The 18,465-nt window shown below is 44.7% G+C and carries 17 protein-coding genes; 7 read left to right on the plus strand and 10 right to left on the minus strand.

Features of this window, described 5'->3' with window-relative positions; genetic code table 11:
* Positions 1 to 112: 112 nt before the first annotated feature.
* The 9 genes from prfB to GJQ68_RS21635 all read right to left on the minus strand — a co-directional run bounded on the left by prfB (position 113) and on the right by GJQ68_RS21635 (position 9,527).
* Positions 113 to 1,217, minus strand: a protein-coding gene (prfB, locus tag GJQ68_RS21595) for a peptide chain release factor 2 (RefSeq protein ID WP_162344233.1) whose coding sequence is annotated in 2 segments (ribosomal slippage) — positions 113 to 1,156 and positions 1,158 to 1,217 — 1,104 coding nt in all. Because the reading frame shifts where the segments join, the coding sequence is not laid out codon by codon here.
* A 79-nt stretch (positions 1,218 to 1,296) separates the two neighbouring features.
* Positions 1,297 to 1,899: a hypothetical protein gene (locus GJQ68_RS21600; protein ID WP_235941839.1), complete on the minus strand. Its 603-nt coding sequence runs from the start codon at positions 1,897 to 1,899 to the stop codon at positions 1,297 to 1,299.
* Positions 1,856 to 2,923, minus strand: a complete 1,068-nt coding sequence (locus GJQ68_RS21605) for a branched-chain amino acid aminotransferase (RefSeq protein WP_162419350.1) — start codon at positions 2,921 to 2,923, stop codon at positions 1,856 to 1,858. The genes GJQ68_RS21600 and GJQ68_RS21605 overlap by 44 nt, the downstream gene beginning before the upstream one ends.
* Before the next feature lie 6 nt (positions 2,924 to 2,929).
* Positions 2,930 to 3,478 (minus strand): cob(I)yrinic acid a,c-diamide adenosyltransferase, encoded by a 549-nt coding sequence (locus GJQ68_RS21610; RefSeq protein WP_162419351.1) that lies wholly within the window; start codon positions 3,476 to 3,478, stop codon positions 2,930 to 2,932.
* A 21-nt stretch (positions 3,479 to 3,499) separates the two neighbouring features.
* Positions 3,500 to 4,216, minus strand: a complete 717-nt coding sequence (locus GJQ68_RS21615) for an ABC transporter ATP-binding protein (RefSeq protein WP_162344236.1) — start codon at positions 4,214 to 4,216, stop codon at positions 3,500 to 3,502.
* A 73-nt stretch (positions 4,217 to 4,289) separates the two neighbouring features.
* Positions 4,290 to 7,079: a tetratricopeptide repeat protein gene (locus GJQ68_RS21620; protein ID WP_162419352.1), complete on the minus strand. Its 2,790-nt coding sequence runs from the start codon at positions 7,077 to 7,079 to the stop codon at positions 4,290 to 4,292.
* The gene (gatC, locus tag GJQ68_RS21625) at positions 7,079 to 7,366 is read right to left on the minus strand and encodes an Asp-tRNA(Asn)/Glu-tRNA(Gln) amidotransferase subunit GatC (RefSeq protein WP_162419353.1); all 288 of its coding nucleotides are present in this window, start codon (positions 7,364 to 7,366) and stop codon (positions 7,079 to 7,081) included. The genes GJQ68_RS21620 and gatC overlap by 1 nt, the downstream gene beginning before the upstream one ends.
* A 7-nt stretch (positions 7,367 to 7,373) precedes the next feature.
* A complete protein-coding gene (locus GJQ68_RS21630; RefSeq protein ID WP_317174467.1) occupies positions 7,374 to 8,120 on the minus strand; it encodes a lysophospholipid acyltransferase family protein in 747 nt (248 codons plus the stop codon).
* Positions 8,121 to 8,207: 87 nt separating this feature from the next.
* Entirely contained in the window at positions 8,208 to 9,527 is a 1,320-nt protein-coding gene (locus GJQ68_RS21635; RefSeq protein WP_394351337.1) for an NfeD family protein, read from the minus strand.
* A 195-nt stretch (positions 9,528 to 9,722) separates the two neighbouring features.
* Between GJQ68_RS21635 and GJQ68_RS21640 the strand changes: the two genes are divergently transcribed.
* The 6 genes from GJQ68_RS21640 to rpmF all read left to right on the plus strand — a co-directional run bounded on the left by GJQ68_RS21640 (position 9,723) and on the right by rpmF (position 15,232).
* On the plus strand, positions 9,723 to 10,928 hold the full coding sequence (locus GJQ68_RS21640; RefSeq protein WP_235941840.1) for a LysM peptidoglycan-binding domain-containing protein: 1,206 nt from the start codon (positions 9,723 to 9,725) through the stop codon (positions 10,926 to 10,928).
* 92 nt (positions 10,929 to 11,020) lie between these two features.
* A complete protein-coding gene (locus tag GJQ68_RS21645) occupies positions 11,021 to 12,166 on the plus strand; it encodes a DNA cytosine methyltransferase (RefSeq protein WP_162419356.1) in 1,146 nt (381 codons plus the stop codon).
* A 3-nt stretch (positions 12,167 to 12,169) separates the two neighbouring features.
* On the plus strand, positions 12,170 to 13,114 hold the full coding sequence (locus tag GJQ68_RS21650; RefSeq protein ID WP_162419357.1) for an HNH endonuclease: 945 nt from the start codon (positions 12,170 to 12,172) through the stop codon (positions 13,112 to 13,114).
* 268 nt (positions 13,115 to 13,382) lie between these two features.
* Positions 13,383 to 14,405, plus strand: coding sequence for a 4-hydroxythreonine-4-phosphate dehydrogenase PdxA (gene pdxA / locus GJQ68_RS21655; RefSeq protein ID WP_162419358.1), 1,023 nt, complete (start codon positions 13,383 to 13,385; stop codon positions 14,403 to 14,405).
* Positions 14,406 to 14,471: 66 nt separating this feature from the next.
* On the plus strand, positions 14,472 to 15,023 hold the full coding sequence (locus GJQ68_RS21660) for a YceD family protein (protein WP_162419359.1): 552 nt from the start codon (positions 14,472 to 14,474) through the stop codon (positions 15,021 to 15,023).
* A 17-nt stretch (positions 15,024 to 15,040) separates the two neighbouring features.
* Positions 15,041 to 15,232 (plus strand): 50S ribosomal protein L32, encoded by a 192-nt coding sequence (gene rpmF / locus GJQ68_RS21665; protein ID WP_162344242.1) that lies wholly within the window; start codon positions 15,041 to 15,043, stop codon positions 15,230 to 15,232.
* A 69-nt stretch (positions 15,233 to 15,301) separates the two neighbouring features.
* Here the strand turns inward: rpmF and GJQ68_RS21670 are convergent, their stop codons facing one another.
* Entirely contained in the window at positions 15,302 to 16,861 is a 1,560-nt protein-coding gene (locus GJQ68_RS21670; RefSeq protein WP_202927993.1) for a hypothetical protein, read from the minus strand.
* Positions 16,862 to 17,004: 143 nt separating this feature from the next.
* Here GJQ68_RS21670 and GJQ68_RS21675 point away from each other — a divergent pair, with 143 nt between their 5' ends.
* Complete coding sequence (locus GJQ68_RS21675) at positions 17,005 to 18,177, plus strand: 2-isopropylmalate synthase (protein ID WP_162419360.1); 1,173 nt, start codon at positions 17,005 to 17,007, stop codon at positions 18,175 to 18,177.
* Positions 18,178 to 18,465 lie beyond the last annotated feature (288 nt).

Raw genomic sequence — 18,465 nt, forward strand, 5'->3', positions numbered from 1 at the left:
GCCGGAAACAAAGCCTGGCTTATGGTCGATGAAATTGTAATGAACTAGGGTGAAAAAGCATAAGGGCAATGTTTGAATTGCCCTTAGCTGAATTGTTGTATCACCTTTTTCGTTACGAATGGCCCTCTGCCTCTTCTTCACTTTGCGCCAAAAGGAAAGATTTTATAAAATCATTAAGCCCTCCATCCAGTACTGTCTGCACATCCGAGGTTTCGTGTCCGGTTCGGGCATCTTTCACCAATTTATAGGGATGCAAAACGTAGTTTCGGATCTGGGAGCCAAAGTCAATTCTCATCTTTCCTGACTCCACCTTGGCTCTCTCCTCGTTTCTTTTCTCCATTTCTACCTGATAGAGCCGGGACTTCAACATTTGCATGGCTTTTTCCCTATTCGCTAATTGGGAGCGCTCCGCCTGGCAGACAACCACGATCCCGGTAGGCTTGTGGGTCAGTTGCACTTTGGTTTCTACCTTGTTTACATTTTGGCCTCCTGCTCCTCCGGACCGGGAGGTATGAAATTCCACATCGGCAGGATTGATGTCAATGGTGATGGTGTCGTCCACTACCGGGTACACGTATACGGAAGCAAAGGAAGTATGCCGCCTCCCCCCACTGTCAAACGGGGAAATACGTACCAAACGGTGTACGCCGCTCTCGGACTTTAGAAAACCGTATGCCAAAGGACCTTCAAATTCCAGGGTGGCGGATTTGATACCGGCCACTTCTCCTTCCTGCAAATCTACTTCCTTCACCTTGTACCCGTTCTTTTCCCCCCACATAATATACATTCGTAGTAAAATGGAGGCCCAGTCATTACTTTCAGTTCCGCCCGCTCCCGGATTAATCTCCAACATGGCACTCAGTTGGTCTTCTTCCCCGCTGAGCATCTTCTTCAACTCAAGATCTTCTACCTTATCAAGCTGCTTTTCGTATTCCTTTTTTAACTCTTCCTCGGATACATCGCCGGCATTGTAGAATTCCCACAAAACCTCCAGGTCCTGAATCCCGGAATCAACCGCTTCATACTGGTTGGTCCATGATTTACGGGCCTGAATCTGCTTCATTACTTTCTCTGCTTCCGCAGGATCGTTCCAAAAATCAGGCTGTGCAGAAACAGCCTCAAATTCTTCTATTTCCTTTTTCTTCCGGTCGAAGTCAAAGATACCTCCTCAAGGCCAAAACGCGGGCCTTCAAGTCTTTCAACTGATCTGGTGTCATTCTATTTATTTTTATGGTTAATTTATTGTACAAATTTCGGTATTTCCGAACGTATTACCTATCCCCGGATCAAAACAAGCTATGGTTCCTCCATATCCTCTAGCGGGATGACCTGAATCTTATTTCTACCTTTAATTCTAAATCGCTTGTATCTCAGCGGTTGAAGTATCAATCCCGCACCTATCAGGGCACCACCGGTAATCAAGGTTCCGGATGAATATTCGATGTTCCCATCGGCATACAGACTATTAATGCCAGTGGCAAGCAACAGCATGGTTCCGGCGGCCATGGGAAGCAAACTCAAATTACCCAAGGTTCGATTTCTTTCGTCTTTACCCCGAATATCAATCGCTTCTATCTGGCTCAGTAGCAGTACGTTTTCCTTTAAGACAAGGATATCGCTTTTTATTTCCCGGATTTCATCCTGCATGTAATAGTCCAACCCTTCTTGCAGGTACACCAGTTGATCTCCCTCTTCATAGACAAGCCGGGTTTTTTGGTTGGCACCTCGTTGCAGGATTAGGTAATTCTGGCCGAAAACAGACACATTTACCGAACCCAAAAGCCATAATAAAAGGAAGGTTGATTTCAGTCCCGGAACGGATAAGGGATTTGATTTACCAAATTCAAAATTCATCTCAGTATTTCCTGATCCAGCCGTAGGTATCAGGAACCTTTCCATACTTAATATCGTCCAGGGCTTTCAATACCCTATTGGAAAACGCATCGGCGGGTTTTTCAGGCAGCAGGTAGTCTTTTCCATGTATATTAATAAGTCGGATAAAAGCCACAGTAGCTGCCGTCCCGGTGCCAAAAGCCTCTTCAAGTCTTCCGGAAATGAGGGCCTCTTCCAATTCGGCCACGGTTACAAAGCGTTCTTCCACCGGAACCCCCATATCTCTTGCCAGCGTCAATACGCTATCTCTGGTAATTCCTTTCAGGATGGTCCCCGTATTGGTGGGGGCAGTGACAAGAACCCCATTAAGGACAAACATGACGTTCATGGTTCCACTCTCTTCAATGTATTGATGGGTTTTTCCATCCGTCCACAGCAGTTGGTCGTACCCCTCATTTTGAGCTTTTTGGGCAGGAAAGAGGGAACCAGCATAGTTTCCCGCTGCCTTGGCCGCTCCAGTACCGCCTTCCACCGCACGGGCAAATTGAGTCTCCACCTTCACAGCCACCGGTTTGGAATAGTATTTACCAACAGGTGAAGCAAGAATCATAAACTTGTATTTAATGGAAGGCCGGATGCCCAGGAAATCATCATCTGCAAAGACAAATGGGCGGATGTATAAGGAATAACCGGGATTTTTAGGCACCCATTCCCTGTCCACTTCCAATAGCTTACGCATCCCTTCCATAAAAACCTCCTCCGGAACTGCCGGAATACACATCCTGGAGGCTGATTCATTAAGTCTTCGCTGATTTGCATCCCCACGGAAAACCAAAATTTCACCGGCTTCATTGCGGTAGGCTTTTAATCCTTCAAAAACAGATTGCCCATAATGAAGGGTGGCATTGGCTGGGTTGATCGCCAGGGGGCCATAAGGTTCTACCCTCATATTCTGCCATTCCCCATCGACATATTCCGCCACAAACATGTGGTCACTAATAATGTGGCCAAAGGACAAGGTGTCAAAATTGGTATCTGCTAGCTTCGACCGCTGCGATTTGGTAACGCTAATTGATAATGTCTTATTCATATTCACTTATTTCCCTGGACGCCAGGTGATTTCTTGAATTTGTAACTCCAGTGCCAGTTGCCTGCCCAAAACAAAAAGGTAATCCGATAGCCGGTTGATGTATTCGGGAATCAACTCTTCCACGGTTGAGGATTCTCCTAACATAATAATTGCCCTTTCTGCCCTTCTGCACACCGTCCTGGTGATATGGGCATAAGACACTACAGGATGCCCCCCGGGAAGGATAAAATTCTTTAACGGAGGTAGGCCAGACTCCATCAGGTCAATCTCCGCCTCCAGAAATAAAACATCCTCCTTTGTAAGTTCCGGAATGTTAACCGCCTTTTTTTCCGGATCGGAGGCCAACATGGCACCAACCACAAAAAGCCTGTCTTGTATCCTTGTGAGTTTTTCCGCCCGCTTTTGGTTCATTTCCTGGTCTCTCAAGAATCCCAAATGGGCATTCAACTCATCAATAGTACCATAGGCATCAATCCGCAGGTGGGATTTAGTTACCCGGGTGCCTCCCAATAGAGAGGTTTCTCCTTTATCTCCAGTTTTTGTATATATCTTCATCAATTCAACAGGTGGAAAAAATTATACAATTGATTTATCCACCACTGTAGGATTAGGATTCGCTTCATCCGACTCCACCAGTCCATCTCTCAAACGGATCACCCGATGAGCATAGTGTGCAATATCGTCCTCATGGGTTACCATGATAATGGTATTTCCTTTTTGATGCAATTCATGGAATAAATCCATGATATCGTAAGAGGTTTTGGAGTCCAGGTTTCCGGTAGGTTCATCTGCCAGGATGATACTTGGATCATTGACCAAAGCCCGGGCAATAGCTACTCGCTGTCTTTGACCTCCGGATAGTTCATTCGGCTTGTGGTGAATCCGATCATCCAACCCGACACTCTTTAAGGCAAGAAAGGCCTTTTCATCCCGGTCCTTTTTATTGAAACCGGCATATATCAAGGGCAAAGCCACATTATCCAGACAAGTAGCCCGGGGCAACAGGTTAAAGGTCTGAAAAACGAATCCAATTTCCTTGTTCCTTATTTCAGCCAATTCATTTTCATCCATATCGCTCACATCTTTTCCGTTAAGGATGTATTGACCGAAGGTGGGCGTGTCCAGACAACCGATGATATTCATCAGCGTGGATTTTCCGGACCCGGACGGCCCCATAAACGCCACATATTCTCCTCTGTCCACTTCGATGCTGACGGATTCAAGGGCATGGACCTCTTCTGCTCCCATCCGATAAATTTTTTGCAATTCTTTGGTTCTGATGATTTCTGGCATAATAACAAAGGATTTGAAAATGTGAAGATAGGAGATTATAGGTAAAAACAGGAATTCAACGAGTTAATTTATATCAATGGAATTTGAGGTATTCCAGCTGCAGCTGGGTAAGGTCTTCCTGTCCTATCCATTCTGACATCATCGCAAGGTTGCTACTGGCATATTGATCCAATCCAATAATTCGGCAATATTTTACCAATTCAATCCAAAGTAAGGGGTCTTTATTAAATTGGCTGGCTTCCTGTAGCAAGCGGTAACGCTCCTCCTCCTCCGGAACCTTTTCGATAGCGGCCATCACCATTGGGGTCCTGTAGGCATTTCCTCCCGTTGAAAGATCTGCCAGGTTAGGTTCAACAGGGCGCTTTCCCTGAATCATTTCCACATACCTTTGAATAAACTCTTTTTCTTCTTCGGATGTTTCGGCCTTCATTGCCAAAGTGTGCAAATTATCCAGGCTTCCCTGTTCCAGCCAATGTCCCTTTTTTAGCAAAATTTCTTTCGCCAGATACTGCTTAAAGTGCTGGCCTTGCAAACTATCGAGGGCAGGAAGTAATTCTTTTCCTAGCATTTTAGGCAGTCTCGCCAGAGTCTGGTAAAATTGTACCGTATCATTTGATACCAGTCTCCCTGCTTCATCAAAACGCATCCATCCGGGGTAGTTCACATTTTGGGCGCCTGCAATAAACGCAGCTTCTTCCTGCATCCCTCCAAAATAAAGGTATGGCAAATGGGCAGGAGTAAACCGGGAAAAGCCCTTTAACATTGCTTGCTTCCATTCGATTGCTGCTTTTTCAAAATCCCCCTCTCTGGAAAGAACCCAACCAGCAAAGGAATGATAATAACCTGCATTACCAGTAAACCGAAACGCCATCCCATTTAACTGTTTCAACAATTCGTTCACCTCTCCTACTCGAAACTCCAACAGTAAGCGGGACTCCCTGATGCTTTCCTCAACGGACAAAACAGGTTGCTGCCCCTCGGAAAGCCTTTGTACCGTCTCTCTGAATTCCTCTTCCAAATCCGTATCAAAGCGGGTGCTAAGCTGATTTCGTAATAGGGCCCTGTTGATTAGATTACCCGCCTCCTTTAGGGTATCCATTGCTAAGACCTGAGGGGCAGTTCCGGCTGTAGCATTCGCATGGGCCAGCCGATTTATTTGCAGCTTAAGGGATGTTTCTAATTCATCTGAAGGCTCCACCGCTTTCCCATGAGCTATTTTTACTGCTAGCTCATTTAGATTTTCTGCCTCTCCTTTTACCGCCATAGTGTCGAAAATGGCCAATGCATCCTCCGGACGGTTCATCCCATGATAGATCAGTGCCAGGTTATTTGGAAGATAGGTACTAGCGGGATAATATTCCAGGCCTTCCTTCAGGTAAAAAATAGCCTCATTAGTGCGCTGACGCTTTTCGAGCAACTGGCTCAGCAAAAGGATATCTGCCACCTGAGGGTTTTCTTCAAAGCTCCTCTCAAGGGTTTTCAATGCCAGCGTGGGTTGGTTTTGGCTCAAATACAGATGCGCAGCGGCAAGGAGGGCTTTGTCGTTCTCCCGGTACCTTTCAAAGGCATTTTCATACAAAACCGTAGCCTCAACGGGCCGTTCGCTGGCATAATAATAATCCGCAGATAATTGGGTTGAGGCCGTGCTGAATTGAACGGCTACTATACCATCCGCATAGACCAAAAATATCAATAAACTCAATACACCCCCCAGGCGGTAGTGAAAAAAAGGAAAGAAAGGCGGTTTATACAAAATCGTTCCAATCGCCTTTCCGCTGTTGATGATACCTGAAAAATTCACCCAGACGTAAAGAAAGAACAACAATCCGAATCCCAATTGGCTGTAAACAAAAACATGATTCAAAAAGTCCACCATGGGACTGTTTACGGTACCCATTCCCTTAAACAGCACCAGAAGGCAAATGGAAAATGCTGTGAGATAGAAAAGCTTCCCTATCCAGGGTGCTGCAAAAGGCTGCGAAGTATGCTTCATTTTGTGTACGACAACCGGGTAGCCGACGATCCCGGCAATCAACAACAGTACCTGAAAAGGAGGCAAGGGCCAACCCGCCAGACTTCCGGTTATATCTAATAACATCAATCCCAGCAGCAACAGGTAAAGCAACCCAACTCCGCCAAAATGCCAGCCCATTTTTATTCCTACCCCTTCGTTTAGTTTTGCCAAAAAGAGAAATACCCCGGCGAGGATGGCATTTCCAATGTAGAGCAAAAAGCCTGCGGCAATGGTAAACGCCATAAGGCTGGTGTTTTCAGAAAGTAACAAGGTAGGGTAAGGGGCATTCGCCAGGTAAATCAGCAGTGCCGGGCAGGCAATGCCAAAGCCAAAAATGATCATTGCCCGCCAGCTGACGGACAAGTGATCAAAAAAAAGGTGTATGGCCGCCGCCGGAAGTAGTAAACAAATCAATGCGATTATCAGCCCGAAATTACTACCTATTCCGGCTATATTGAGACTATTTAAACCGCTAATGGTCAACAAAAAAATAAGGATGCCTGCTCCCAATAAAAAGGCATTGCGCCTAAGCATGGTCAGCAACCAAACCAACACCAGAAATAATAACCAAATTAGCATTCCCATCATTTGGCTCCCTTCAGGAAAGGAAAGCGGTGCTTCGGATACGTATCGCTCTATGAGAAGAACGTTCTGCGTATTAAGGGCGAGTGAGTCTGTCCCGGTGAAAAACGTATCCAGGGGGACAGTAAGAGGCTCTGACCCAACGATCGTCCGAATAGGAAGCTGAGAAATATCCAAAAAATACAATACTAAGATAGCCAATCCTGCAAAGCAGAGAATGGCCAATAGCGTGACATAACTGAATTTTACCAAGTCATCCTGACGCATTATTCCATTACCTTCGGAACGCGGAAATAATCAGAATCTCTCTGCGGTGCATTTTTCAGGGCTTTTTCATGGTCCAGGTGCGTTCCTACCTTGTCTTCGCGCATGATGTTTTCTTCCGAGGACATGGTAATCAGCGGTTCCACCTCAGAAGTATCCAGTTCATTCAATTTCTCAACCCAATCCAAAATCTGGGTCATATCCCTGGTCATTTTTTTTGCCCCACTTTCATCAAACTCCAAACGAGCCAGGTGCGCAATCTTTTTTAGCGAATTGATATCCAACTTCATTAGCTGTTCATTTTTCTTTCAGGCTTTCATTGTCTTTCCACAATTGCTCCTGGATGATACGGTAACATTTCTCTTTGAGTTCCCCCACGCCCCTAATTCCCAAACCTTCCACGGAAACGGGGGGATGGATGACTACTTTTACCGGTTTGTACCGCAATAAAAACCGGCCATCATCCGGCAAAATTAAGTGATTGTAGGATAAAGTGATAGGAATTACCGGTATTTGTTTGTCCACAGCCGCTTTAAAAGCCCCATCTTTGAAACGGGCCATTTTTGGGGGCTCGGTGCTGGAAATTCCGCCCTCCGGAAAAAAAACCACGCTGCTCCCCTGATCCAGGGCTTCCCTCGCCCGCTGCACCGATTTGCCTCTGCTTTTCAGGCTATTTCTATCTACCGCAATGTGCAGGTTCTTAAACATGTATCCAAAAAGTGGCACTTTTCCTAAAGAGCTCTTTCCAATAAATACCAAATCAAAAGGAATCAGACCCAGGACAGGGATATCGAGGTATGAAAAATGATTGGCTACGATCACATAGGGGCCCTTTACCTTAAACTGATGTAGGTTTTCCATTCTTACTCGAAAAAACAGCATCCCAAAAAACACCCGGGACCAGACTCGGTTTAGCTTTCTTCCCCGGGCTTTTCTTCCGGAGATTTCGATGGTAAAAGCAAAAACCGGAAGCAATACTAAAAATGTAAGGATAAACACAATGGACCCGTATATGGAATAAAGCCTTTGAATTACTTTCATCATAGAAAAAAGGATTTTATTGGGTCCCGAAAATAAACAAAAATCCGGGAAACCCGCCGAAAGGGCTTGGTTTATCCGGAGGTGACTTTTTTAGGCCTGTACCTTTTTCACCCTGAGTGAAGTCCCCTCGGTACTGATTACCTGAATGGTTTCCCCTCTATCTATAAACTCCCCTCGGGAATAGGCATCGTAAATTTCATCATCAATAAGCACCTTCCCACTCGGCATAAGCCGGGTATGCGAAACACCTTGTTTTCCCAGCATTTCGTTGCTGTAAAAAGAAGAGGTGTATCCTTCTGATTTTTGATGCGTGTCGGCCAACGAAATTTTACTGAAACTTTTCCATTGATTTACCTTTGGGGTAAGGCTGAAAATGAGCACGGTAGAAACAATGACTGACAATATCACGGTCAATAAGGCCGTAAAAAGCTTTCCTGAACTTACAAACGTAAAATCAAACAGGTCATTGGGCAGCATGCCCATGGTCAGGCCTGCCAACACACAAATGATCCCCAAAATACCGAACACCCCAAATCCAGGAATGACGAAAACCTCCACCGCCAACAAGATTATTCCCACGATGAAAATCACCAGTTCCAGGTTGCTGGCCAAACCGGTCAGGTAGTAGGGAATAAAATACAGCACCACCGCAATGCCACTGGCTGCAAGGGGAAAGCCAATGCCCGGAGTTTGTATTTCAAAATAAATACCTGCAAATATCACCAAAATCAGAAACCCACTGACGGCAGGATTTAGGAAAAATGAGATAATATCTTCGGCCACAGAGGGTTCGTAGCGATACACTTCGTAATTTTCCAACCCGTTGCGTTCTATGATTTCATCGATAGAGGCCACTTCTGCCTCGCAAAATCCGTTAGCAATGGCCTCCGACACGGAAAAGGTAATGACTTCACCGGCATTGGAAATTCCCTCTACTTCCAGGTCTTCGTCCACCATGGCCTCCGCTATTCGCGGGTCTCTGCCAGTGGCTTCGGCGGTGCTCCGCATCATGGAACGCATGTAAGACTGGTATTTATCCGGAGCGGCCTCCCCGGTGCCACCCATTACTACTGTCGCCGCGCCGATGCTTCCTCCCCTGGCCATGTAGATGCTATCACAGGCGATGGAAATCAGGGCTCCTGCGGATGCGGCATCCTTATCAATAAACGAATGAATCGGAATCTCTGATTCCAAAAACAAGGTCCGGATGTCATCGGCATCGTTAACCGCTCCTCCATAGGTATCCATATGGACGATTATCATTGCTGCCTTTTTTTCTTTTGCATCTTTCAGCGCAAGGGTAACCTTTCGGTTCATCCTTGGATCGATATCACTTTTCATATCAAATACGTACACCAGCTTTACCGAATCCGGCTGCTCCTCATTTTGCCCAAAGGACCGATGTACCATTGAAAAAAAAACCGCTGTAAAAAACAATAAATTAATTACCAATTTCATTTATTAATTCATTTAATATTTCCCGTTTGAATATACCAATAAAAACCATCATTGTTCCCATTGGAGCAAAATGGTGTTGCAATTGATAAAATAAATATCAAATTTGCATGAATGTTGGTAAATACTTGTCAGAAAACTGTTTTTAAAATGAAGTGCTGGATTTTGATTTTGGGGATGATCAGTTTGGCAATCCCTTCCTGGGGAAGCGAACTAACAAAAACGGATTCCGTGGGCATCGAGCGAATCGGGGATAAATCCTATATCATTCATGAGGTGGAGCCTCAGGAAACCTTATTTGGAATCTCCCGTCGGTACAATACCCCCGTAGGAGACATTGTCCAAAGCAACGATAATCTCAAAGCCGGACTTAAGGCTGGCCAACGAATCCGGGTGCCGTTCGTGGAAAAGCAAACCCTGCCGGAAGGAGCGAAGCTTCATCAGGTGATTCCGGGCGAAACGCTTTTTGCTATTGCCCAAAAGTACGATTCCGAAGTACAAGACCTGATGGCATGGAATGAGCTTAACGGGACGGATATCAGTGTGGGACAATCCTTAATCATCAAGGGGCTAGAGGAAAAACAAGAACCGGTTACCAACGAAAAAATAGAAGAAACAGTAGAATTGGCAGATCAAACCGTCGCGGTAACCAGTGAAGAAGTGAGTCCTTCACCGGACAGCTCCAGTGGTAAGCCAGCTACGCAACCGGAAAAAGCCCCTAAAGAAAGTAAAAACTCCCCTACCAATACACCCGAGAACAAACCAATGGTGTCCAGTACAGGAAACTGGATTTCCCATAAGGTGGTTCAGGGGGAAACTCTTTTTGCGATTGCCAGAAAGTACGATGCAAAAGTGGAAGACCTGATCCAGTGGAATGGCCTTTCTTCCAATAACTTAAAAATAGGTCAAACCCTAAAAGTAGGAAGGGAGACCAATGCTCAAATTCCGGTCAGTCAACTACCCGGACCTCCAAAATCTGAAACGCCCACTCCTCCTGCGACCACCCGTAGCGAGAACCGGTCAACTCCCTCATCTGGTGGTGCTACTTCCGTTTCCACATCCAACTCGAATGTAGGAGCGTCCACGGCGTTTAAAAACGTTACGGAAAGTGGACAAGCAGAAGTGATTGAGGGCACAGGAAATCACAAAAAATACCTGGTGCTCCACCGCACAGCTCCGGTAGGTACCATCATGAGAATCCGAAATGAAGAAAACGATGTTACCGTTTTTGCGAGAGTAGTGGGGGTATTGCCGGAAACAGGGGACAACAACCGCCTGTTAATCAAGGTTTCCAAAGCAGCTTTTGACCAATTGAAAGCGGTAAATTCCCGATTTAGGGTAGAGGTGGCTTATTAAGTGCTTCTAACGAGTTGAAGGTTTTTTTCAGGAAGTATTATCTTTGTTAGGGGTTGTCACTGTCCTAATGTTATCTTTAAATTAGCCACGCCATGACATACAATTTGATTGACTTGTTTTCTGGAGCTGGTGGATTAACACTTGGATTCACGAAACATACTGATAATGGGGGTATTCCGCTATTTAATCCGGTGTGGGCAAACGACTTTAACAGGGAATCGGTAGAGACTTATAATACTAATTTTGGAAAGCATTGTGTTTTAGGCAATATAACAGAACTCCTCCAGAATAAAGAAAAAGAAATTCCTCAGGCCCATATTGTTATTGGAGGCCCGCCTTGCCAAGGGTTTAGCCTTTTAAACAGAAAACGCAACAGCGACGTTAGGCGAGAATTATGGCGGCCCTTCATGAGGGTGGTGGAAATATCTGGTGCTGACGTATTTGTAATGGAGAATGTACAACAACTATTAGGTACAGATGAACACAATCGAATTGTAATTGAGGCGGAGAGAATGGGTTTCTCAGTGAGTTCTGCTGTACTCAAGGCTGCTGATTATGGTGTCCCTCAGTCTCGCCAAAGGGCTTTCATCATTGGAAGTAGAGCCAATAACCCTGACATAAGATTCCCGCCCCTAAAAACGCATACCAACCCTGAACATTTAGGAGGTAAGTTAGAATTATTTAACCACTTTCCGGCAGAAGGATATGTAGAGAATCCTGCACCATGGACCACTGTGAGAAATGCCGTCGGTGATCTACCTCCACCAGTAGGAACAAGTATACGCGATGTTCCCGCGCCTTTAAATCTTCATTTTGGGCGTAATCCTACAGAAATAAGTCGACAACGCTACATGGCCATTCCGGAGGAAGGAATGAACCGATTTGATTTACAAAGAGTCGCTCCCCAGATAACTCCTCTATGCTGGATCAGAAAGACGAAAGGTGGAACTGATTTATTTGGGAGACTTTGGTGGGACCGGCCTTCTGTAACAATCCGGACAGAATTCTTTAAGCCTGAGAAAGGTCGCTACCTTCATCCGGAACAACATAGGCCAATTACCCATAGGGAGGCGGCAAGAATACAGACCTTCCCAGATGAATTCATCTTCCATGGAAGCAAAATCGAAATCGCTCGACAAATAGGCAATGCTGTCCCCCCAATACTTGCATATCATGTTGCTGCCGTTGCTTTACAACATCTGAATCGTATTTACGCGCCAATAACAGTAAAAAACTAAGTAATGGCAGCTAAAACGAAGAAATATGACTCAAAAGAAATTCGGACACAATTAGAAAAACTCGTAAGTTCTTATTCAACCACACTTGCCACAGATGATTTACGAACTAAAGTAATTTCCATCATTCCAATTCGCAAATCAATCAAAAATTTAGGGATATCTCTCTTACCGAAAGATATTGACTCAGCACTTAACCGGATACTATATTATTTAAAACAATACCCAAGAAGGATTATTGGAGTAGATGAATTGGCAATTGTTTCAGGTATCGAAGAGTATGCCAGAAGAATACGCCAATTGAGAGTGGAATTTGGCTGGAAAATATTGTCGGGTAAAACGGCTAGAGAAGTCGCTATTGATGGGAGAATTGAAGGGATTGATGTTACTGAAATGAAAGTCAGTGAATACATTCTATTATCTGTTGAGAACGATAAAGAAGCTGCTTACCGCTGGAATCTTGCCAATACAATTAAGAAAAGTAAAGGCGGCGCAAAAAGTAAGCTGCTTAGGTTCTTTCAAGCGAACGTTGGTGACGTGATAACGTACGAAGAGTTACGATATGTCGCTAATGGCGCCAGCGAATGGGCACGAAGAATACGAGAACTTAGAACGGAAGATGCCTGGCCAATAGAGAAAGTTAATACTGGGTATGTGCTTCAAGAAAATAAACAGGGTGAACCACATGATAGAAATATTCCTCAGCCTGTTTACGTGGCCGTTTTAGATCGTGACAACCATAAATGCCGGAAATGCGACTGGAACTTCAAAATGTCATCACCCTCAGATAAACGAAAAAGATTGGAGTTGCATCATATTGAGCACCATAAAGCAGGGGGACGTAATGATGCCGACAATCTAATTACACTTTGCAATGTCTGCCATGATGTAGTACACGGTATTGGCAAGACCTGGAGCATGAAAGATTTAAATGATTGGCTTACGGCCTGAGGATACAAATGAAAACCCTAACAGCAGCGTCTGAAAATGCAATACTCAAGAAAAAGATGCCAATACAGCGATTAGGCCAAGCGTTTTGGGTGATAGGGTATCATTTACTAATCAATGGACAAATGAAATTAACTAACTCGGGTTCCTTTTTTTCAAACTCCCCTTTGCGCCAGAACTTACGAGGGATGCCGGGGAATATTCCGATTCAGCGGAAATAGTTAACTTGCGTGAAATCGTTGAATAGTTGAACATACAGGTTTGATAGAATATGAATATAAGAAAAAATAAACCCGTTATTGGCATCAGTATCGGAGACATCAATGGGATCGGTGCTGAGGTTACCATGAAGGCACTTCAGGACAGCCGCCTGCAAAAAATGATTACGCCAGTAATCTACGGCCATGGCAAAGCCATCACCTATTACCGGAAAATGCTGGACATGAATGACTTCAATTTTATGCAGGTAAAAGGCATAGAAGATATTCATCACCGGAAGACCAATGTGATCAACGTGGTACAGGAATCTCCGGAAGTAAGTCCCGGTGTGGAAACCAGGGAAGCCGGAAAAATGGCCCTGGCAGCCTTAGACCAGGCAATTGTTGACCTAAAATCGGAAAAGCTCGATGCGCTGGTGACCGCTCCTTTAAATAAAAATAACATCAATAGCGAAGAAACGCCTTTTATTGGACATACCGAATACCTTACCGATGCCTTCCAAGCAGCAAAGAGCCTGATGTTCATGGTATCGGAAGATATGCGCATTGGATTAGTGACGGGGCATATGCCGCTTAAAGAGGTGGTGGCTGCTATTACTTCAGCCGCCATTAAAGAAAAATTGAAAATTATGCTCAAGTCTTTGAAGGAGGATTTCGGCATTCCCAAACCAAAAATCGCGGTTTTGGGGGTAAACCCCCACGCTGGCGAGGACGGATTACTGGGAATGGAAGAACAAGAGATCATACAGCCCGTAGTCAAAGAATTTAAGGATAAGGGAAATTTGGTTTTTGGCCCCTATCCTGCGGATGGGTTTTTTGGCATGATGCACCAGAAGAAATTCGATGGCGTCCTGGCCATGTACCACGACCAGGGTCTTGTACCCTTCAAAACGGTATCGTTCGATTCGGGTGTAAACTTTACTGCCGGGCTTCCCATCATTCGGACCAGTCCGGACCATGGTACAGCGTACAATATTGCTGGAAAAAATGCGGCAGACCCAGGATCCATGCGAGCTGCGATATTCCTGGCTCACGACATCATTAAGCGAAACGGTGACTGGGACACGGAAGAATAAAATATTTAAAGGCAATATTTTAGAAAACAGAAATTTATCCCTAGATTTGCGGTCTTAATTCAAATAATGAAATTCATAAGGAAGTTCGATATTGACATCATCCGATTGAAGGAAGGAGAGCATGCGTTTCATTTTAAAGTGGATGATGCGTTCATGGACCATTTTGAGAAAGTCAAAGAGGTTATCCATCATGCGGAAGTCGGTGTTGATGTGTTACTTGATAAAAGAATAAATCTGATAGAGGCGGATTTTCAGCTGCAAGGTACAGTTCGCCTGACCTGCGATAGAAGTCTGGAAGAATTCAACCAGCCACTCTCAGTATCCCATAAAATTGTCTACAAATATGGGCAAGAGGAAAAGGAAATCAACGATGAGATTTTCCTGATTACCAAGGATACGCAAGTCATAAATGTGGCGCAGTTGATTTATGAATTTATTCTGCTATCCATTCCGGCAAAGAAGATTCATCCGGACTACCGTATCGACGACGATGATGTGGACGAAAACGATGGTTGGATCGTATACGAGGCCGGAGAGGAAGATGACGAAGAAGACAATGGCAAGGCTGAGCAAAACCCGTTTTGGGAAGCTTTGAAAAATTTTAAAAATAACGAATAATCTAAAATTACATAGATATGGCACATCCTAAACGGAAAATTTCCAAAACCAGAAGAGACAAAAGAAGGACGCATTACAAGTTAAATGCTCCAGGTCTGGCACAATGCCCAACGACGGGTGAATTTCACCTACCCCACCGTGCTTTTTGGCTGGACGGCAAATTATATTACAAAGGTCAGGTTATCATAGAAAAAGAAGTTTTAGCCTGATTTCTTACTCATTCCCTTTCTGAACTGCCCTGGAAAATTTGTTTCCCGGGCAGTTTAGTTTCACCTTACCTATTTTTCACTATCGGTTTTTTTCAGAAATTTTTTCCTGATTACCTCTTGTACCGGTCTGTTTTCAATTTTGCTCTCCAGCCAGGAAATGATATCCAGGTATAAAAATGCCCGCCTTTCATACGGATGGTTTTCAAAGACTTTTAGTTTTTTCAGCAATTCGACGAAAGCACTTTTTAGTTCATGGTCATAAATCCTGCTCAGATTTCGGACAAATCGCACCATTTCCTTCTGGACCTGATGTAAGTCGTCCATCTTGATCAAAAATCGATAGACATTCCGGATCTGTACATCCAGCTTTTCGTCCCGGCCCGCTTCGTAGCTGGCTATTAATTTTAAAATATGAGCAAAGCACTGCAAATCTTCCCTCAAGCCATCCTGGTTGTTTTGGATCACCTGGTCCAGGTAGAAAATTGCCTTTTCATTGTCACCATTTCCGAAATACAAACAGGCCACTTTATAATGGAGTACCATCAGGTGGTGAATGTCTAATTTATTTCGGATAGGCTTTATATCCTTTAGCAATGCGGGTACCAGGTTTTCCACCCCCATTGTGAATTCTCCCTTTAAAAAATGAATGTTAAGCAGGTTGGAATATAGATATAGGAATGCGAGTATTCTGCTGTTATCATCCATCATAAAGTCACTGCTTTCCAGGCTATGTCGAAATTCTTCCAGCACCTTTGTAAAGCGATCGTAATATCCCAGGTAAAAAAGCGTGTCCAGCAGGTAATGGTAGGCCTTTAGATAATTCCCCGTGGCCACTTTGACCATATGAGGCGAGGCCTGGAATAGATCCACCCAATGTTGGGCTGCGCGGTAACATAAAGGGAAATCCTGGATAATATGAAAATACCAAACCTGTGCCTGGTACAGGTACATTTTCTCATAAAACCCCAGGGAAGACAGCTTATAGGCCGGCATGTTCCGTTTGTAGAAATTCTCCAACATCAGCCTCCCTTCCCGGTCCTTGATATAACCGGTTTTGAGGTAAATACCATATAGCTGAAGCGAAAGGCTGGAAAAACGATTTTTAAGATCTACTTTTCCAGACAGGCGAGAGGATTCTTCACTGAGTATTTCAGCCCTGTTTCGAATACTCCGGGTAATGTGCTGCGATTCGATCACCTTCTCCATCTCAACCACTCGCAGCATCACCGTATCCAGCCCGTATTGTGCTGCCATTTGCTTCGCTTTGTCCAATACTTTCAGGCTCTGCATGTAAAGCCCCTTGTTAAACAAAATTCGCCCAAAGTCAATCTGCTCGTTAAGCTGAAGCTCTACGTTTCGGTCCGCATATAACAGCCTTAGCGAAGTCAGCAGCTGCTTGTACAAATGCGCTTTCATGTTTGGCAATTGCTTTTTAGACACAGGCACCTTTTCCAACAACTGCCTTTCGTCGTAACTTTCCATCTTTTCCAAGGTCTCGAATAGCCTTAGAAATTTTGCATCCTGGTTAGAGGACAACCTTTTGGTAAAAAGCTTGAAATTCCGCTTTTCGGAGGGAGACAGGCTGGAAATTAAATCAAACAGCGAATCTTTTTTAAAATTGGATATCATATAAAAACATATTTTAAACCACTGTAATTCATTTGTTTATATAATAAAATACTCTATCTGATATCGGACATCTAAAGTTAATTGAATTTTGGGAGCAAGACGAAGGTTTTACATTGGATTTCCATAAAAAAACCAACACAGACATGGATGAGAATCACGTAATGATCTTTGACACCACCCTTAGAGACGGAGAGCAGGTCCCGGGTTGCAAATTAAACACACCTCAAAAGATCGAAATTGCCCGCCAACTGGAAGCCCTCGGGGTAGATGTGATCGAGGCAGGATTTCCGATCTCCAGTCCCGGAGATTTTAAGTCGGTAGTAGAAATATCGAAACATGTGACCGAACCCATCGTTTGCGGACTTTCCCGAGGCGTGAAGAAAGACATTGAAACCGCTGCAGAAGCACTAAGATATGCCAAAAGACCCCGCATTCATACAGGGATCGGCACCTCCGATTCGCATATCAAATACAAGTTCAAAAGTAACCGGGAGCGCATTCTGGAGTGGGGCGCTGAAGCGGTAGCCCATGCCAAAACATTTGTGGAAGATGTGGAATTTTATGCGGAAGATGCTGGCCGGACAGATAATGAATACCTGGCCAGGGTATGTGAAGCGGTGATAAAAGCGGGTGCTACGGTATTGAACATTCCCGATACCACCGGCTACTGCCTGCCAGACGAGTACGGTGCAAAAATAAAATACCTGGTAGACAATGTAAGGGGCATCGAAAACGTGGTGATCTCCGCCCATTGCCACAATGATCTGGGACTGGCCACCGCCAATTCGATTGCGGCTGTCATGAATGGAGCCCGGCAAATAGAATGCACCATCAATGGCATTGGAGAAAGAGCCGGTAACACCTCGTTAGAGGAAGTGACCATGATTATGAAACAACATCCCCGGCTAAACGTGCACAACCAGATACAATCCAAACTGTTGAACCCCATCAGCCGTTTGGTCGCCGAAAGGATGGGCATGCCGGTACAACCCAACAAAGCCATCGTGGGCATCAATGCCTTTGCCCATTCCTCCGGAATTCACCAGGACGGTGTTATCAAAAATCGCGAGACCTACGAAATCATCGATCCCCTGGAAGTGGGAGTGACCGAATCCATGATCGTCCTGACTGCCCGATCCGGAAGGGCTGCCCTGGCCTATCGAGCGCATAAAATCGGCTATCAACTTACCAAACTTGAGCTGGATAAGGTTTACAAGGTATTTCTGGATCATGCGGATATCAAAAAGGAAATCCTGGATGAGGATATTCACTCGATTATTGGAGAGGCAGGCGTCCAACAGCATCAGGAAGCCTGATTACTAAATTTTAAAAATGGGGAGCTTTCCCCATTTTTTTTATTCTTACTTATCAGGACTCCCCTTTTTGGCGCAAGCCCTTCGGAAGAAAAAGCCTCTTGGTCGCTACTGCCATTCATTGCGTCCTGCCCCACCCTTAAAAAAACATTTGTTTCCACTGCTTTTATGCGTTAAATTATCCAACCGATTTTAACCCCGTACTTTCATGAAATCGAGCATGACGATATCGACATACAGCGGGATGATTATCAAGCATGCGAGATTCTCCCGATTTAATATCGGGACAGG

Source organism: Cyclobacterium roseum (assembly GCF_010119225.1).
Classification (GTDB): domain Bacteria; phylum Bacteroidota; class Bacteroidia; order Cytophagales; family Cyclobacteriaceae; genus Cyclobacterium; species Cyclobacterium roseum.

What these genes read in the sequence shown, in the direction of transcription:
- GJQ68_RS21600 (WP_235941839.1), bottom strand. Translation starts at nt 1,899, where the DNA reads ATGGAAAGGTTCCTGATACCTACGGCTGGATCAGGAAATACTGAGATG.
- GJQ68_RS21605 (WP_162419350.1), bottom strand. Translation starts at nt 2,923, where the DNA reads ATGAATAAGACATTATCAATTAGCGTTACCAAATCGCAGCGGTCGAAG.
- GJQ68_RS21610 (WP_162419351.1), bottom strand. Translation starts at nt 3,478, where the DNA reads ATGAAGATATATACAAAAACTGGAGATAAAGGAGAAACCTCTCTATTG.
- GJQ68_RS21615 (WP_162344236.1), bottom strand. Translation starts at nt 4,216, where the DNA reads ATGCCAGAAATCATCAGAACCAAAGAATTGCAAAAAATTTATCGGATG.
- GJQ68_RS21620 (WP_162419352.1), bottom strand. Translation starts at nt 7,079, where the DNA reads ATGCGTCAGGATGACTTGGTAAAATTCAGTTATGTCACGCTATTGGCC.
- gatC (WP_162419353.1), bottom strand. Translation starts at nt 7,366, where the DNA reads ATGAAGTTGGATATCAATTCGCTAAAAAAGATTGCGCACCTGGCTCGT.
- GJQ68_RS21630 (WP_317174467.1), bottom strand. Translation starts at nt 8,120, where the DNA reads ATGATGAAAGTAATTCAAAGGCTTTATTCCATATACGGGTCCATTGTG.
- GJQ68_RS21635 (WP_394351337.1), bottom strand. Translation starts at nt 9,527, where the DNA reads ATGGTACATCGGTCCTTTGGGCAAAATGAGGAGCAGCCGGATTCGGTA.
- GJQ68_RS21640 (WP_235941840.1), top strand. Translation starts at nt 9,723, where the DNA reads ATGAAGTGCTGGATTTTGATTTTGGGGATGATCAGTTTGGCAATCCCT.
- GJQ68_RS21645 (WP_162419356.1), top strand. Translation starts at nt 11,021, where the DNA reads ATGACATACAATTTGATTGACTTGTTTTCTGGAGCTGGTGGATTAACA.
- GJQ68_RS21650 (WP_162419357.1), top strand. Translation starts at nt 12,170, where the DNA reads ATGGCAGCTAAAACGAAGAAATATGACTCAAAAGAAATTCGGACACAA.
- pdxA (WP_162419358.1), top strand. Translation starts at nt 13,383, where the DNA reads ATGAATATAAGAAAAAATAAACCCGTTATTGGCATCAGTATCGGAGAC.
- GJQ68_RS21660 (WP_162419359.1), top strand. Translation starts at nt 14,472, where the DNA reads ATGAAATTCATAAGGAAGTTCGATATTGACATCATCCGATTGAAGGAA.
- rpmF (WP_162344242.1), top strand. Translation starts at nt 15,041, where the DNA reads ATGGCACATCCTAAACGGAAAATTTCCAAAACCAGAAGAGACAAAAGA.
- GJQ68_RS21670 (WP_202927993.1), bottom strand. Translation starts at nt 16,861, where the DNA reads ATGATATCCAATTTTAAAAAAGATTCGCTGTTTGATTTAATTTCCAGC.
- GJQ68_RS21675 (WP_162419360.1), top strand. Translation starts at nt 17,005, where the DNA reads ATGGATGAGAATCACGTAATGATCTTTGACACCACCCTTAGAGACGGA.